The 14,502-nt window shown below is 71.5% G+C and carries 16 protein-coding genes; 7 read left to right on the top strand and 9 right to left on the bottom strand.

Features of this window, described 5'->3' with window-relative positions:
• Positions 1-26: 26 nt before the first annotated feature.
• Positions 27-767 carry a Crp/Fnr family transcriptional regulator gene (locus tag ACYVLJ_RS22195; protein ID WP_460440120.1) on the bottom strand — a complete coding sequence of 247 codons (741 nt, stop codon included), beginning with the start codon at positions 765-767 and terminating at the stop codon, positions 27-29.
• A 213-nt stretch (positions 768-980) separates the two neighbouring features.
• Here ACYVLJ_RS22195 and ACYVLJ_RS22200 point away from each other — a divergent pair, with 213 nt between their 5' ends.
• Entirely contained in the window at positions 981-1,475 is a 495-nt protein-coding gene (locus ACYVLJ_RS22200) for a hypothetical protein (protein ID WP_460440121.1), read from the top strand.
• A 13-nt stretch (positions 1,476-1,488) separates the two neighbouring features.
• Here ACYVLJ_RS22200 and ACYVLJ_RS22205 read toward each other — a convergent pair whose 3' ends face one another.
• Positions 1,489-2,175 (bottom strand): Crp/Fnr family transcriptional regulator, encoded by a 687-nt coding sequence (locus ACYVLJ_RS22205; protein ID WP_460440122.1) that lies wholly within the window; start codon positions 2,173-2,175, stop codon positions 1,489-1,491.
• 112 nt (positions 2,176-2,287) lie between these two features.
• Between ACYVLJ_RS22205 and ACYVLJ_RS22210 the strand changes: the two genes are divergently transcribed.
• Together ACYVLJ_RS22210 and ACYVLJ_RS22215 are read left to right on the top strand one after the other, a co-directional pair.
• Positions 2,288-3,940 (top strand): peptide-N4-asparagine amidase, encoded by a 1,653-nt coding sequence (locus ACYVLJ_RS22210; RefSeq protein WP_460440123.1) that lies wholly within the window; start codon positions 2,288-2,290, stop codon positions 3,938-3,940.
• Between the two features lie 130 nt (positions 3,941-4,070).
• A complete protein-coding gene (locus ACYVLJ_RS22215) occupies positions 4,071-5,348 on the top strand; it encodes a cytochrome P450 (RefSeq protein WP_460440124.1) in 1,278 nt (425 codons plus the stop codon).
• A 38-nt stretch (positions 5,349-5,386) separates the two neighbouring features.
• On the opposite strand, the gene ACYVLJ_RS22220 is transcribed toward ACYVLJ_RS22215, so the two are convergent.
• Positions 5,387-6,013 (bottom strand): alpha-ketoglutarate-dependent dioxygenase AlkB family protein, encoded by a 627-nt coding sequence (locus ACYVLJ_RS22220; RefSeq protein ID WP_460440125.1) that lies wholly within the window; start codon positions 6,011-6,013, stop codon positions 5,387-5,389.
• A gap of 33 nt (positions 6,014-6,046) precedes the next feature.
• Entirely contained in the window at positions 6,047-6,622 is a 576-nt protein-coding gene (locus ACYVLJ_RS22225; RefSeq protein WP_460440126.1) for a dihydrofolate reductase family protein, read from the bottom strand.
• A 216-nt stretch (positions 6,623-6,838) separates the two neighbouring features.
• On the opposite strand from ACYVLJ_RS22225, the gene ACYVLJ_RS22230 reads away from it, so the two are divergent.
• Positions 6,839-7,441, top strand: a complete 603-nt coding sequence (locus ACYVLJ_RS22230; RefSeq protein WP_460440127.1) for a hypothetical protein — start codon at positions 6,839-6,841, stop codon at positions 7,439-7,441.
• 21 nt (positions 7,442-7,462) lie between these two features.
• Here the strand turns inward: ACYVLJ_RS22230 and ACYVLJ_RS22235 are convergent, their stop codons facing one another.
• Both ACYVLJ_RS22235 and ACYVLJ_RS22240 read right to left on the bottom strand, forming a co-directional pair.
• Positions 7,463-8,398, bottom strand: coding sequence for an RluA family pseudouridine synthase (locus tag ACYVLJ_RS22235; protein WP_460440128.1), 936 nt, complete (start codon positions 8,396-8,398; stop codon positions 7,463-7,465).
• Between the two features lie 16 nt (positions 8,399-8,414).
• Positions 8,415-8,807: a DUF5313 domain-containing protein gene (locus ACYVLJ_RS22240; RefSeq protein WP_460440129.1), complete on the bottom strand. Its 393-nt coding sequence runs from the start codon at positions 8,805-8,807 to the stop codon at positions 8,415-8,417.
• A 56-nt stretch (positions 8,808-8,863) separates the two neighbouring features.
• Here ACYVLJ_RS22240 and ACYVLJ_RS22245 point away from each other — a divergent pair, with 56 nt between their 5' ends.
• Together ACYVLJ_RS22245 and ACYVLJ_RS22250 are read left to right on the top strand one after the other, a co-directional pair.
• On the top strand, positions 8,864-9,301 hold the full coding sequence (locus ACYVLJ_RS22245; protein ID WP_451981498.1) for a MarR family winged helix-turn-helix transcriptional regulator: 438 nt from the start codon (positions 8,864-8,866) through the stop codon (positions 9,299-9,301).
• A gap of 35 nt (positions 9,302-9,336) precedes the next feature.
• Positions 9,337-10,218, top strand: a complete 882-nt coding sequence (locus ACYVLJ_RS22250) for an LLM class oxidoreductase (RefSeq protein WP_460440130.1) — start codon at positions 9,337-9,339, stop codon at positions 10,216-10,218.
• Positions 10,219-10,225: 7 nt separating this feature from the next.
• On the opposite strand, the gene ACYVLJ_RS22255 is transcribed toward ACYVLJ_RS22250, so the two are convergent.
• Positions 10,226-11,740 carry an MDR family MFS transporter gene (locus tag ACYVLJ_RS22255; protein ID WP_451981504.1) on the bottom strand — a complete coding sequence of 505 codons (1,515 nt, stop codon included), beginning with the start codon at positions 11,738-11,740 and terminating at the stop codon, positions 10,226-10,228.
• 125 nt (positions 11,741-11,865) lie between these two features.
• Here ACYVLJ_RS22255 and ACYVLJ_RS22260 point away from each other — a divergent pair, with 125 nt between their 5' ends.
• Positions 11,866-13,026, top strand: coding sequence for a DUF1015 domain-containing protein (locus tag ACYVLJ_RS22260; RefSeq protein WP_460440131.1), 1,161 nt, complete (start codon positions 11,866-11,868; stop codon positions 13,024-13,026).
• On the opposite strand, the gene ACYVLJ_RS22265 is transcribed toward ACYVLJ_RS22260, so the two are convergent.
• Together ACYVLJ_RS22265 and ACYVLJ_RS22270 are read right to left on the bottom strand one after the other, a co-directional pair.
• Entirely contained in the window at positions 13,023-13,946 is a 924-nt protein-coding gene (locus ACYVLJ_RS22265) for a squalene cyclase (protein WP_460440132.1), read from the bottom strand. The two genes, ACYVLJ_RS22260 and ACYVLJ_RS22265, sit on opposite strands and share 4 nt — an antisense overlap.
• A complete protein-coding gene (locus tag ACYVLJ_RS22270; RefSeq protein ID WP_451981513.1) occupies positions 13,946-14,452 on the bottom strand; it encodes a DinB family protein in 507 nt (168 codons plus the stop codon). The genes ACYVLJ_RS22265 and ACYVLJ_RS22270 overlap by 1 nt, the downstream gene beginning before the upstream one ends.
• Between the last annotated feature and the right edge of the window lie 50 nt (positions 14,453-14,502).

The following is a 14,502-nucleotide window of genomic DNA, read 5'->3' on the forward strand; positions in this document are numbered from 1 at the left end:
CCTCCGGTGGTCGATTCCGCGTTCGCCTAACTCTGAGCCACGTTCGCGCCGCCGACCCCGTACTGATACGGGTTTGCTCCGGCCGAGCCGCTGAACCGGAGCAGAGCAGGCAGATCTCCGACCACGATGCGTCGATATTCCCGCCGCAGCACACCCAGCCGGTGTAGCTGGTGCGTGGTCTTTTCGAACGTGCTCAGCGCGACACCGGCGAGCGACGCGATCTCGGCTTGGGTGAGGGAGGCGTCGAGGATCCAGCTGTCGCCGGTGCGAACGCCGTGGCGCTGGACGATCTCGGCCAGCACCCGGCCCACCCGCATCGGCGCCGGGCAGGTGAGAACCTCGGCGCGGCGGCTGTTCGCCCAGTGCAGCCGGGTGCTCAGCGAGCTCGAAACGGCGCGCCACACATCCGGATGGCGGTCGAGGAACTCGTTGAGCTGGGTCTTGCCGACGAGCTTGGCCTGCACGGTGGTGCAGGTCAGCACGTTGGCGGAGCGGCGCCGCCCTTCGAAGACCGACATCTCACCGAGGATGTCGCCGGGCCCGCGCAGCGCGAGCAGCACCGGTCGGCCGAATTCGGTGTCGACCACGACCTTGAGCGTGCCCGACAGCGGCACAAGCACGTGGTGGCTCTGCTCGCCCTGCCGGATCAGGACTTGCCGCGGGCGGTAGGTCACGGCAGTCCCCAGGGCCAGCAACGCGTTTCTGGTGCGCGTGCCCAGCAACCCGAGCACCGAATCCGCAGGCCAATCCTGTCCCTGGTTCAGCATTACCCCCGATGTCCGACCGCTCGTGTCGCGGCGCGTGCGCGCGGTGTTACGTCAGGGAACTCCGGCGGCGTGGCCGTCACCACATCGCAGGACGGTTTGTGCGGTGGGGCGGGAAACCATCGCGTGACGGGGTGGACGGACCGGCTCGTCCGGATGCTTGTGCCGGCGAGAAAGGAGAGCGGGATGCACCCGACAACGAGAAGAGGTGTTCCGGTGTCGGACGCTGTGCAGGAGCTGGGCACCACCTTGACCACGGTGACGTCGTTCCAGGGCGCGGTTCACCACGCGGACGAGAAGGCGAGGACCGTCGTCGCCGTGCACAGCACGGTAACGGCGCTGGTGGCGGCGCAGCTGACCTTCCTGTCGGCCACCCATCCGGCGCCCGCGCTGAGGACCGTCGTGCTGGTGATCTTGGCGTTCTTCGTCGCCGGCTCGATTTTCTCGGCTTACCAGCTGGTGCAGGCGCTGCGGCCGCGGATCCAACGGCCGGCCGAGCCCAACCGGTTCGCCTTCCCGAGCGTGGCGGGCTCCACCGGGACTGTCGCCCCGGTGTCGGCACGGCAGCAGTGCGCCGAGGCGCAGCAGGTCGCCCGGCTGCTCGCGGATCTGGCGATGCGCAAGCACCGCCACGTCCGTCGTGCCCTGGCCGGCACGGGTGTGCTCCTCATCTGCGGTCCCGTCCTGCTTCTGGTGATCGGGTTCTCGTAACGGTTCGGCAGGTTCACGCTTCCGCGACCGTCTCGAGCCGGGCGTGGTCGAGGACGACTATCCGCCGGTAGCCGGTCCGGACCAGGCCGGCGCGGCGGAAGCCGGCCAGTGCCCGGTGCACCGTCGGCTCGGCCGCGCCGACCAGGCCGGCCAGTTCGGGCTGGGTGAGGGCGACGCCGATCTCCACGCCGTCGCGGGTCGCTGTTCCGTAGGCCGTGGTGAGTTCGAGCAGCACCCGTGCCAGGCGGATCCGCACCTCGCGGCTGCCGAAGTCGACGCGCCGCCGGGTGGCCCAGCGCAGCTTGGCGCCCACGCTGCTGCCGACCGCGACCGCCGCCTCCGGGTGGCCGGCGAGGAACCGGTGGAACTCGGCCTGAGTGATGAGACGAGCACGGACACGGCCCGCACAGGTGACGGTCGCCACCCGCGGATGGCCGTCCAAGCTCGCCAGTTCGCCGATCAGCTCGCCCGCCGCGCGAATCGCGAGCAACGCCAGGTGGCCTTCGGGCGTCGTGGCCGTCACCTTGACGCAACCGTCCAGGACCAGGAACGCGTGTGAGGTGGTGTCGCCCTCCCGGAGCAGCACGTGCCCGGGCGGGAACGCGCGCGGGATGCCCAAGTCGAGGAGGGCCGCTCTCGATGCCGCGGGCAGCTTCGCCAGAAAACTGCCCGGTGGGAAGATTCCGTTCAGGCCACTCACCGCAGTCCTCCTCGCCCGGTCGGAATGGTACGGACCCGTGCGGGGGATCCCCAGCCGCGGAGTTGTCCGATTTCCGACGTTCGGCGGTGGGACGGCGGGATAGGGTCCCTCCGTGCGGATCTTCACGATCGTCCTGTCGCTGGTGCTGACGTGGGTGCTCTCCGGGGCGGTCGCTTCGGCGGATCCCGTGCTCGAACACGACACCGACGACCCGGTGGTGGCCGCGCCCGCGGTGACCCGGCCGGACACCGCGCACTGCAGTGTCACGCTCGCGGATGCCTTCCGCTCCAACGCCGCCGACGGCACGCCGCAGTTCTACGAGGGCACGCTCGCGCCGCCGAAGGCCTGTCCCGGCCCGTGGGCCAAGGTCGTCATGGACCAGACCGTGACCGTCAGCGGGCGGCAGTACGACCGGATCGGCGACCTGCGGATCGGCGCCACCGAAGTCTGGTGGGGGACCACCGAGGAGCCCAGCGGTGAGGGCAACCGGCCGATCACGTACCACTTCGACAAGGACCTGACGCCGTACTCCGCTCTTCTGCGCACGCCGCAGCCGTTCCACGGCGGGATCGAGAACTACAACTCGCCCGTGTACACCGGGGTCTACGCCCAGACCGTGACGCTCACCTACTACCAGGCCGACCGCCGGCACCCCGCGCCCGAGACCGCCGACCACGTCGCCGGGTTCGGGCACGTCGACGCGACGCCCGCGGCGCCCACCGTGCACTTCGGCGCGAAGGACCTGCCGCGCAACATCACCCGCGCCTACCTCGAGGTCACGCTCGAAGGCCACGCCTGCGACGAGCAGTGGTTCGACGACGTGCCGGACGACGTGTCGGCGAAGTACCCGGCGGCCGGGCTGTGCGGGAAGGGCCCGTACCGCGAGGCGAACTTCGCGATCGACGGGACGCCCGCCGGCAGCGCGTTCACGTTCCCGCACATCTACTCCGGCGGGATCGTGCCGCAGCTGTGGCGGCCGATCGTCGCGATCGACACCTTCAGCCTGCACGCCGAAACCTACGACATCACGCCGTTCGCGGGCCGTCTCGTGGACGGCGGCACTCACGACATCTCCTTCTCCTTCCCGGACATCGGCGGGGAATTCACCGTCGTGCCGACCCTACTGCTCTACACCGACAAAAACGCGCCGCAGACGTCCGGTGCCCTGACCCGGCACGACGTCGCCGCGGCGCCGGCGCGGCAGACGACGGTGAAGGACATCGAGGACGGCGTGAACGTGACTGTCACGGCGAAGCGCGACGACGTGACCGCGGGGTACGTCGACACGTCCGCCGGGCGCGTCTACACCCGGGTCGAGCGCACCCGCGACTACCGCAACAGCGACGACGTCACCGGCGGCGGCTTCACCCAGCACGTCGTGCAGGCCGACGCGGGTGAGCAGACATCGACGTCCACTGTGGACGGCCGCGTGCGGTCGGCCGCCCGGCACACCTGGTCCTACCCGCTGACCACGGACGCGACGGCGACCATCACCGACGACCAGAACCTCCGCATCTCGGGCTCGGCCGAGATGACGCAGATCCTGGGCGACCTCACCGGCGACGGCCGCGGCTGGTGGCCGGTCCGCGCGTCCCGGGAGTGGCTGACGTCGTCGGGCGTGCTGGCCCGCACGAACGGCGTCAACACGGAGGCGGACGGCAGTTCGCGGACGTCGTACTCGGGCACGGACGACGCCGGCCGGCCGTACTTCCACTACGTCGCCGGCGAGCACGGGCGGATCACGGAGAACCGGGCGAGCCGCTGAGGGGGCCCGGAAGACCGCCGGCAGCACACCTCGTCCTCGGACGCGCGGTCCATCGCGGCCGAGGCGGGCCTTGGTGAGACCCGTCTCGCCGTGCCTCACCCGATCGGGCTAGTGCGGTAGTGTCGGAGCCATGGGGAGTCTCCGCTCACGGGTCCTCGGCTGGGTCGGGCGCCGGTACCTCGCCCGGCAGTCGAAAAAGGGCTTCGACCTCGAGAAGATGTCGTCCATCCTGCCCGAGTCGGCGCTGCTGCCGCTGAAACGCGACGGCCTGGACCCGGTCCCGGAAATGGCCGCGAGCCGGGCCGAGGCACCGATCAGCAAGCTCGACCTGCCGTTCGGGATGAACGCCTGGTTGGTCACGGGTTACGACGAAGCGAAAGCCGTCCTCGGCAAGGCGACCGGGTTCTCGAGCGACTTCGGCAACCTCGTCGGCAACGCGGGCGTCACGGCGGACCAGAACCCGGGCGGCCTCGGCTTCGCGGACCCGCCGGTGCACACCCGGCTGCGGAAGCTGCTGACGCCGGAGTTCACCATGCGCCGGCTCTCCCGGCTGACCCCGCGCATCGACGAGATCGTCGCCGAGCAACTCGACGCGATGGCCGCGGCCGACGGCCCGGTCGACCTGTGGCAGGCGTTCGCGCTGCCGATCCCGTCGCTGACCATCTGCGAGCTGCTCGGCGTGTCCTACGAGGACCGCGAGGACTTCCAGCGGCTGAGCACCGCGCGCTTCGACCTCTTCGGCGGTGCGGGCGCGTCGCTCGGCGCGATGTCGGAGTCGCTGACCTACCTGCTCGACATCGTCAAAAAGCAGCGCGAAGAGCCCGGCGACGGCCTGCTCGGCATGCTGATCAAGGAACACGGCGACGAGATCGACGACCGCGAGCTGGCCGGCCTGGCCGACGGCGTGCTCACCGGCGGCCTGGAGACCACGGCGAGCATGCTCGCGCTCGGCGCGCTGGTGCTGCTGCGCGACGAGAAGGCGTTCGAAGCCGTCCGCGGCGACGCCGACTCCGTGCACCGCTTCGTCGAGGAGCTGCTGCGGTACCTGACCGTGGTGCAGATGGCGTTCCCGCGCTTTGCCAAGGAGGACATGGAGATCGCCGGCGCGCGGATCACCGAGGGCGACATCGTGCTGGTGTCGTTGTCGGCCGCGGACCGCGACCCGAAGCTGGGCCCGGACATGGAGAAGTTCGACGCGACCCGCGACCCGACGTCACACCTGGCCTTCAGCTACGGCATCCACCGCTGCATCGGCGCCGAACTGGCCCGGATGGAGCTGCGCACGGCGTACCCGGCGCTGGTCCGCCGGTTCCCGAAGCTGCGGCTCGCGGTGCCGGAGGAGGAGCTGTCGTTCCGCAAGGTGTCCATTGTGTACGGTCTCGACGAGCTGCCGGTGCTGGTGGACTGACCCTCGGGCCTCGATGACCAGCGCGCCGTCGACGGCGGTCAGTTCACCCCGCGGGGCCGGAACTGGATGCTGATCCGCGGCCCGACCGGCTTGGCCGTCTTCGGTACCGCGTGCTCCCACGTCCGCTGGCAGCTGCCGCCCATCACGAGCAGGTCGCCGTGGCCCAGGGGGCGCGCCAGCGTCTTGCCGCCGCCGCCGCGTGGGCGCAGTGCGAGGGTGCGGGCCGCGCCGACCGAGAGGATCGCGATCATCGTGTCCTCGCGGGCGCCGCGGCCGATGCGGTCGCCGTGCCAGGCCACGCTGTCGCGGCCGTCGCGGTAGTAGCACAGGCCCGCGGTGCGGAACGGTTCGCGCAGCTCCCGCAGGTAGTGCTTGCTGAGCGCGTCCCGCGCCGCCGTCAGCACCGGGTGGGGCAGCGGCACGTTCTCGCGGTAGTAGCTCAGCAGGCGGGGCACGGCGACGACGCGGTCGTACATCTTCCGCTTCTCCGCCTGCCACGGCACGCCTTCGACCAGCGCCGCGAACAGCTCGTCGGCACCCTCCAGCCAGCCGGGCTGGACGTCGACCCACGCGCCCGAGCCGAGGTCGGTCCGCTCGGGCGCGAGAGGGCGCAGCGACAGGGAGCCCTGGGTGTCGAACAGTGAAGACTGGAGGCCCGGGTTCATGGCCCCAGTCTACACCAAGATCGAACACCTGTTCTAGTGAATGACGTCGTAGACGAGCTTCTGGATGCCGTTCGAGTAGGTCTCGCTCTCCAGCACCTTCAGGTTCTGCTTGGCCTTGTCCGTGGTGCTGAACAGCCGCTTGCCCGCGCCGAGCAGGACGGGGAACACCAGCAGGTGGTAGCGGTCGACCAGGCCGGCGTCGGCCAGCGCGCGGTTCAGCGCGGCGCTGCCGTGGACGATGATCGGGCCGCCCTCGGTCTCCTTGAGTGCGGCGACGTCTTCGAGCGAGCGCAGGATGGTGGTCTCGCCCCAGTTCGTCACCAGGTCCTCGTCCTTGAGCTTCGTCGACACGACGTACTTCGGCATCGCGTTGTAGCCCGGGAACTCCTCGGTCATGCCCGGCCACACCGGCGCGAACGCCTCGTAGCTGACCCGGCCCATCAGCATCGCCGTGGCTTCGCCCTGCTCACGGCCCTTGAGCTCGTAGGCCGCCGGGTCGAACTCGATGTCCTGGAAGGTCCAGCCGGCGTTGCGGTAGCCGGTCTCACCGCCGGGGCCTTCGACGACGCCGTCCAGCGAGACGAAGGCGGTGGTGATCAGGGTGCGCATGGGTGCTCCTCGGGTGCTCGTGCCGTGCTTTCACGAGTGTGTCGAACGGGCACCGCCGGATTCGACACCGCCGCGCGGAAAACTTCCGACGCACCACGCACGGGGGAAGTGGGTCTTGTCCGCGGCCGCCCGGACTCGTACAGTCACAGCCACGTCGGGCAAAGGTCTGAACCTGTGTCCTGCCACCGCCGCCTCGAGTGATACAGGAGGTTGACGGTGCGCAGACTACGCGGCGCGGGGGTCCTCGCGGCGGCCGTGGCCGGGCTCGCGGTGCTCGCCCCGAACGCGGACGCCCAGGTCGGCGACGGGTCCTGGACAGCGGACTCGCCGGGCTTCACCACCCAGGAAAAGGGGTGCGGGGCCGTCTCCGGCCTCACCTTCAAGCTCACCTGCTCGACGGGCAGCGGTGAGCAGCGGGCGGAACGCCGCTACGACACCTACACCGGCGGCACCCACCAGTTCGAGGGCTCCTTCAAGATCACCAGCATGTCCGGCTCCCGGATCAGCCTGAAGCAGACGTTCCGGGACGGCTCGAACGCCGGCCCGTACTTCCTGCTGGCCGTGGAGAAGGGCGGCCGGATGTACGCCGTCGAAGGCGGGGCGACGCTGGGCAGCGGCGCGACCGTCGGCACGTCGGTGCGGGTCAACACGATCAACCAGGTCGGCAGCTCGCACAAGGTCTACATCAACGGCTCGCTGAAGCAGACGATCTCCAGCCCGGGCGGCAGCTACTACGACAAGTTCGGCACCTACCGAACGTCCAGCGGCGCGGGGCCGATCACGGTGACGTGGAGCGGCATCAAGTTCTGGCACAAGTGATGCGCGCGCGGCGTCCCCGGGTCACGCCGGGGGCGCCGCCCACGCGTCCGGGTCGTCCCACGCGGACAGCCGGAGCCCGCTGGTGAACCGGCGGTGCGCGCCGGTGACCGGGTCGTCGAAGTCGAGGACCTTCGCCAGCAGCTGCAACGGTTTCGTGAAGTCGCCGAGGGGCTTCTCCCGCAGCTGCGGGTAGAAGTCGTCGCCGAGGATCGGGATGCCGAGGCCGCTCAGGTGCACGCGCAGCTGGTGGGTCCGGCCGGTCGACGGCGCGAGCCGGTAGCGGCCCAGCCCGTCGCGGTGCTCGATGAGCTCGACGTACGTCACGGCGTTGACCGGCCCGGGCTCTTCGCGGGCGGCGAGCACGCCGCGTTCCTTGACGATCCGGCTGCGGACCGTCCGCGGCAGCGCCAGCGCCGGGTCGTGCGGCGCGATCGCCTCGTACTCCTTGTGCACCCGGCGGTCCCGGAACAGCGTCTGGTACTTCCCGCGCAGCTCCGGCGTGATCACGAACATCACCAGTCCCGCCGTGACGCGGTCGAGGCGGTGCGCGGGGGACAGGTGGGGCAGGTCGAGGTCGCGGCGCAGGCGGACGAGGGCCGTCTCGAGGATGTGCTGCCCGCGCGGGATGGTCGCCAGGAAGTGCGGCTTGTCGACGACCAGCAGGTGCTCGTCGCGGTGCACGACGCGGATGGCGAACGGCACCGGGACTTCGTCCGGCAGGTCGCGGTGGAACCAGACGAACGAGCCGGGCTCGTAGGCCGCGTCGACGCCGAGCGGCCCGTCGATGCCGTGGATGCGCTCCTCGCGCAGCATCTCCTCGATGCGGCCGGGCGCGACGCGCGGCAGGCGGTCGACGAGGTGGGCCAGCAGCGTCGGCCACTCGCCCTCGGGCAGTTTCAGCCGGGCGGGGTCCAGCCCGTGGCGGGGCGGGATCGGGGGCCGGAGCTTGCGTCTCATCGTCCCCCGACTGTAGCTAACCCTCGGACGGGTTCCGGTAGCGCGCGAGGTAACGGGCGGTGATCTCGGCGTTCTTCGCTTCGGCGGCCTCGGCGCGGATGCTGCGCCCGGTGTTGTGCGGGAAGCCCTGCCGGCCGAGCCGGTGCTCGACGCTCTCCTCCATGTACGCGCACGAGTAGAAGTACGCGACGAGCGCCGCCATCAGGACCAGCGAGAGCCGGAGCCAGATCGAGCCCGGCAGCAGCAGCCACACGGCGCACAGCGGCACGATGCCGACGGACCGCTGGAGCACGTAGCGTGCCCGCCAGTGCTTCGACGTCGCGTCGTGCAGCGCCCAGTCGTTGTAGCGGTTCGGCAGCCGTACACCGACGGCGTAGCCGAACCAGCGGAGTACACCCGGTCGTTCCATGACTCTCATAGTACACTAACGATTAGTGCGCTAATCATTAGTGTTAGGATCGCGACATGGTCGACCTGGGTGAAGACCCGCTGAAGCTGGACCGGCAAGTGTGCTTCGCGCTGTCCGTGGCGTCGCGCAGCGTGATCGGGATCTACCGGCCGCTGCTGGAGCCGCACGGCCTGACCCACCCGCAGTACCTGGTGATGCTGGCGCTGTGGGAGCGTTCGCCGCGCTCGGTGAAGGACCTGGGCACGACGCTGCGGCACGAGCCGGCGACGCTGTCGCCGCTGCTCAAGCGGCTGGAGGCGCTCGGGTACGTCACACGCAGCCGGAGCCGGACGGACGAGCGGCAGCTGACCGTCGAGCTGACGGAGTCCGGGCGCGCGCTGCGGGCGGAGGCGGAGAAGATCCCGTACCAGGTGGTCGAAACGCTGGGCATGGACGTCGCCGAGCTGGAGGCGCTCCACGGCGTGCTGACCCGGGTCATCGACGCGACCGCCTGAGGAATGCCTCGCCGGCCGGCCGGGTTGTGCACGGTGTGCTGAAGATCAGGCTGGGCGTCGCACCGGCGGCGGGGACCGGGCCGGGCGAGTTCGCCGGGCTCGCGCAGCGGCTCGAAGCGGCCGGCGTCGACTCGCTGTGGCTGTCTGAGCTCGTGTATTCACCCGAGGTCGACCCGATGATCGGGATGGCGCACGCGCTGGCGCGGACGTCGAAGCTGAAGGTCGGCACCGGCGTCGCGATCCTGCCCGGCCGTCACCCGGTGCTGGTCGCGAAGCAGCTGCTCACGCTGGCCGGGCTCGCGCCGAAGCGCGTGCTGCCGGTGTTCGGCCTCCGCCCGGCCCGCGCGGCCGAGCACGACTTGTTCCCGGTCCCGGCGGGCCGCCGCGCAGCGGTGTTCGACGAGTCCTTGACGCTGTTGCGCCGCCTGCTGGAAGAGGACTCCGTGTCGTTCGACGGCGCCTTTTTCCAGGTTTCCGGCGTTTCCCTGGGCCCGCGCCCGGCGAAGCGCCTGGACGTCTGGCTGGGCGGCTCGGCACCGGCGGCCCTGCGCCGCACGGGCCGTCTCGCGGACGGCTGGCTCGGCAGCTTCCACACGCCGGCCCAGGCCCGCGACGCCCGCATCGCGATCCAGGAAGCCGCGGCGGAGGCCGGCCGCGAGATCGAAGAGGACCACTTCGGGCTGAGCCTGGTGGTGGCCGATCGCGGGGTGCCGCCCGAGCTGGCCGCGGTGGCGTCACGCCGGGCCCCCGGCGTCCCGGTGCCGGATCTGATCGCGACTAGCTGGGCCGAGGCCCGACGTCTGGTGGAGCAGCACATCGAGGCGGGCCTGTCGAAGTTCGTGATCCGGCCCGCGCACGGGGACTTCGACGGCTTCCTGGAGAAGTTCCAGGCCGAGCTGGTACCGCTGCAGAACTGAAGCCCGGCTAGAACTCCAGCTGCTCCGCCTTCCGCGGCATGAGCAGCAGCGCCACGACCGAAACCGCCGCCACCACGAGCAGGCCGATGAACACGTAGTGGGTCGCCTCCGCCAAGGCGCCCCGGACGAACGTCGCGACCGGTGAGTCCGCGTGGCCGCCCAGCACCAGCGACGTCGCGTCCACCGACGGCGGCAGCTTGCCCGCCACCTCGGCCGGCGGGGAGGCGAAGCGGGAGGCCAGGGTCGCGTTGGCGATCGCGCCGAAGACCGCCGCGCCCACCGCGCTGCCCAGGGACCTGCTGAACAGGTTCGTCGCCGTCACCACGCCGCGGCGGTCCCAGCCCACCACCGACTGGACCGCCACCAGCGTCGGGCTCGACGTCAGGCCCAGGCCGATCCCGAGGACGAACGCCGCCAGCGCCGCCGCCCACAGGGTCGACGTCGCGCTCAGCGACGCCACCAGGGCCGCGCCGCCGATGACGAAGACGCTGCCGATCAGGGACGTGTCGCGGAAGCCGATGCGCAGGTAGATCTTGCCCGCCAGGGACGCCGCGATCGGCCAGCCGACCGTCAGCGCGGCCACCGCGAACCCGGCCAGCAGCGCGCCCGCGCCGAGGACGCCCTGCGCGTACGTCGGCAGGTACGACGTCAGGCCCATCAGGACCGCGCCGACCACGACCGCCAGCAGGTTGCCGCCCACCAGGATCCGGCGGGTGAACACCCACAGCGGCAGCACCGGCTCGGTCGCGCGCTTCTCCACCAGCACGAACGCGGCGAGCAGCACCGCGCCCGTGACGAAGATCGCCACGCTCGGCACCGAGCCCCACGCCCACGCGACGCCGCCTTCGAGCAGGCCCAGGATCACCAGCGAGCAGCCGACCGTGAGCAGCGCCGCGCCCGTGTAGTCGACCTTGTGCGCCTTGCGCTCCACCCGCTCGGCGAAGTTGCGGTGCAGCATCAGCGCGGCGATCGCGCCCAGCGGCAGGTTGATGAAGAAGATCCACCGCCAGTCCAGGTACTCCGCGAACACGCCGCCCAGGGTCGGGCCGACGACCGACGCGATGCCCCAGACGCTCGCGACGTAGCCCTGCACCCGGGCGCGTTCCTCGACCGTGTAGAGGTCGCCGATCACGGTCATCGACATCGGCTGGATCGCGCCCGCGCCGATGCCCTGCACCGCGCGCGCCGCGATCAGCACCGGCATGCTCCACGCGGCGCCGCACAGCACGGACCCGACGAGGAATGCGGCGATGCCGAAGAACATCACCGGGCGGCGGCCGAGCACGTCGGCGAACTTGCCGTACAGCGGGACGGTCACCGCCTGCGTCAGCAGGTAGACCGAGAACAGCCAGGGGAACTGCGAAAACCCGCCCAGGTCGCGGACCACCGACGGGACGGCGGTCGCGATGATCGTGCTGTCCAGCGCGACCAGGGCGGTGCTGAGCATGACCGCGATCAGCACGGGCCCGCGTTCCGAGCGGAAACCGACCCCCTTCGCGCTGGTGGCGGCGGTGGTCGTCATCGGCGGGGTGCTCCTCGAGGCGGTCACGATCGGGGTCAACTACTTTGCTGCCCTAAGCATTCCATCCGGCGTGGCCGCACCCCAGTGAATTTCCGTCAGCGTGCTCTTCCCGGAAGATGGGTGGGATGAGCAGCTGGATCCGGCCGATCGGCCAGGGGTGGGTGGTCCGGGACGCGGTGCCGGGGCCCGACGTCGACGAGTTCGCCGAGCCCGACCGCGTGGTCGACGCCCTGGCCGCCGCCGGCGCAGCCGACAGCCTCCTGGCCGTGCAGCATCCCGCCCGCACGCCCGCGGCGCTGGCCAGGGGGCTCGACCTGGCCGGCGCGGTCCCGGTCGCCCGGGCCGTGCTCGAACGCCTCCGCAAGCGGTTCTACCGGCCGGTGCGCGAGATCGTCGCGCCCTACCGGATCGAAGGGCCGGACGGCGTGGCGCTGGGCCTGCTCTGCCTGGTCGACCCGGCGGCGGTGACCGACGAGGGCGCCGCGCGGGTCCGGCACACCGAGGACGTCTACGCCGACGTCGTGGCCGAGCGGGCCGCCGTGCTGGCGGGGCTCGGGTGCGCGACCAGCGCGGCGATGCTCGTCCCGGCCTCCGGCGGTGACGTGCTGACCGAGCAGGTCGAACGGGCCTGCGCCGGGCTCGGGCTGCCCGATCTGTCCACTTCGGACGCCGCGGGGCGGCGGCACGAGCTGTGGGTGGTGCCGGCGGGCGCGCTGCAGAACCGGCTGCTGGCCGCGGTCGCCGCCGCCGACCTGCTGGTGGCCGACGGCAACCACCGGGTGGCCGCGGCCTCGGCGGCGGGCCACGGCGCATTGCTGGCCCTGGTCACCGCGGGCCCGCACCTGCAGATCGGCGCGATCCACCGGGTGCTGCGCAGGACCGGCCTCGACCCGGAGGAGCTGGTGTCGCGCTGGTGCGCGGCCGGCCTGGACGTCCGCTACGACGAGCACGCCGTCCCGGTCACCGGCGAGGCGGTGGTCCGCGCGGGCGCGGTCGTGCTGCGGATCCCCCTCCCGGTCCCGGCCGGTCCCGGCCCGGTGATCGACCACGAGATCGTCGAGCGGGTCCTGTTCGACGAGGCGCTCGGCGTGGACCCGGACGGGCCCTGCGTGCTGCCGCTGCCCGCCGGACGTCCGCTGCCGCCCGACGCGGACGCGGTGGTGCTGCTGGCGCCGGTGCGGTACGCGGACGTGCTGGCGGTGCACGCCGCGGGACGGCGGATGCCGCGGAAGGCCACGTACTTCACGCCGAAGCCGCGCAGCGGGCTGGTGCTGGCGGCGCTCTAGCGGGCCTCCCACCAGTTCAGGACCCGGGTGCCGAAGAGCGTCAGCCACTTCGACGGCTCGCCGGGCGGGACGTCGACGTCGAACCAGACCCGGCCCTGGTGCCGCTCGGTCTGCAGCCACGTCCCGTCCGGCCGGCGCGCCGCGCGGACCAGGTCGACCGCCTCCGCCAGGCGCGGGTCCGGCCGGTCCGCGTCGCGGAAATAGGACACGGCGTTCAGCGCGTCGTAGTGCCACCGGATCGGGTACGAGAACTCGCCCAGCCAGGACGCGATCGGCTCGCCCGTGGACAGCCGTCGCAGCAGGTGGCGCTCCAGCAGGTACTCCTCGCCGGCCAGGCGCGCGGCCCGGGATTCGGGCGTGCCGCCGGTGGCGGTCTCGAACGCGAGCAGGCCCTTCAGCGCGTTGAGCGTCGAGTGGACCGACGAGCGCGCCGCCCCCTCGACCCACTCGCAGTTCCAGCCGCCGTCGGGGAGCCGGTGCCCGGCGAACCACGACGCGATCCCCGAGACGTCTGCGCCGAGCCACACCCCGTTGGCCAGCGTCCACGCGTTGATGCAGCAGTCGACCTCGCCGTCCCAGTAGGGCAGGTTCTCGTACTCCCAGCGGCTGTTCTCGGCCAGCAGCCCGGCGGTCCCGGCCAGGGCCGACGCGTCGACGCCCCACTCGCGCAACGAGTTCAGCGTCCACGTCGTCGCCGTCCAGGGCTGGGCTTCGCCGCCGCGGAAGCCCGCCGGAAAGAACGCGCCGCCCGCCCACTGGCCGTCGGGGTCCTGCAGGCCCAGCAGCCGGGCGCCGAACCCCTCGGTGGCGACCCGCGCGCGCGTCGCTTGCCAGACTTCGGGGGGCTCGCCCGCCAGGTCGCGCTCGACCTGCCAGCGCAGGGCCGGGTCGGAGTCGAGCAACCAGGCGAGCAGGTCCATCACGCCCCCGTGACGCCGTCGATCGCTTCGCGCAGGAAGTCGGCGTGGCCGTTGTGCCGTGCGTACTCGTGGATCATGTGCAGCATGACCAGGCGCAGGGAGACGTCTTCGCCCCAGCGCGCCTGGTACCCGGTGACGTCCAGGGACTCGGCCGCTTCTTCGATCTTCCGCGATTGCTCCACTTCGGCCTGCCACGCTTCGAACGCCTCGGCGCGCGTCGAGGCGCTCGCGTCGTAAGCGGCCTGGAAGTCCCCTTCGGCCGACCACCGCAGCGGGACGTCTTCGGCGTTGATGACCCGCCGGAACCAGGTGCGCTCCACCTCGGCCATGTGCCGGACCAGGCCGAGCAGGGACAGCGTGGACGGCGGGCTCGACGCGCGGCGGAGGTCCTCGTCGGACAGTCCGTCGCACTTCATGGCGAGCGTGGCGCGGTGGAAGTCGAGGAACGTGCGCAGCATCTCGCGCTCGCCGCCGGTCAGCGGCGGTTCGGGTCGTTCGGTGGTCACCGGACAGTGTCTATCACGCCCGGAAATGTCGGTGGGGTCATTTAGGATCG

The organism is Amycolatopsis stemonae (genome assembly GCF_054781455.1).

Excerpts from the sequence above, each read along its gene's own strand:
- ACYVLJ_RS22195 (WP_460440120.1), bottom strand. The coding sequence starts at position 767 with ATGCTGAACCAGGGACAGGATTGGCCTGCGGATTCGGTGCTCGGGTTG.
- ACYVLJ_RS22215 (WP_460440124.1), top strand. The coding sequence starts at position 4,071 with ATGGGGAGTCTCCGCTCACGGGTCCTCGGCTGGGTCGGGCGCCGGTAC.
- ACYVLJ_RS22220 (WP_460440125.1), bottom strand. The coding sequence starts at position 6,013 with ATGAACCCGGGCCTCCAGTCTTCACTGTTCGACACCCAGGGCTCCCTG.
- ACYVLJ_RS22225 (WP_460440126.1), bottom strand. The coding sequence starts at position 6,622 with ATGCGCACCCTGATCACCACCGCCTTCGTCTCGCTGGACGGCGTCGTC.
- ACYVLJ_RS22235 (WP_460440128.1), bottom strand. The coding sequence starts at position 8,398 with ATGAGACGCAAGCTCCGGCCCCCGATCCCGCCCCGCCACGGGCTGGAC.
- ACYVLJ_RS22240 (WP_460440129.1), bottom strand. The coding sequence starts at position 8,807 with ATGGAACGACCGGGTGTACTCCGCTGGTTCGGCTACGCCGTCGGTGTA.
- ACYVLJ_RS22245 (WP_451981498.1), top strand. The coding sequence starts at position 8,864 with ATGGTCGACCTGGGTGAAGACCCGCTGAAGCTGGACCGGCAAGTGTGC.
- ACYVLJ_RS22255 (WP_451981504.1), bottom strand. The coding sequence starts at position 11,740 with ATGACGACCACCGCCGCCACCAGCGCGAAGGGGGTCGGTTTCCGCTCG.
- ACYVLJ_RS22260 (WP_460440131.1), top strand. The coding sequence starts at position 11,866 with ATGAGCAGCTGGATCCGGCCGATCGGCCAGGGGTGGGTGGTCCGGGAC.
- ACYVLJ_RS22265 (WP_460440132.1), bottom strand. The coding sequence starts at position 13,946 with ATGGACCTGCTCGCCTGGTTGCTCGACTCCGACCCGGCCCTGCGCTGG.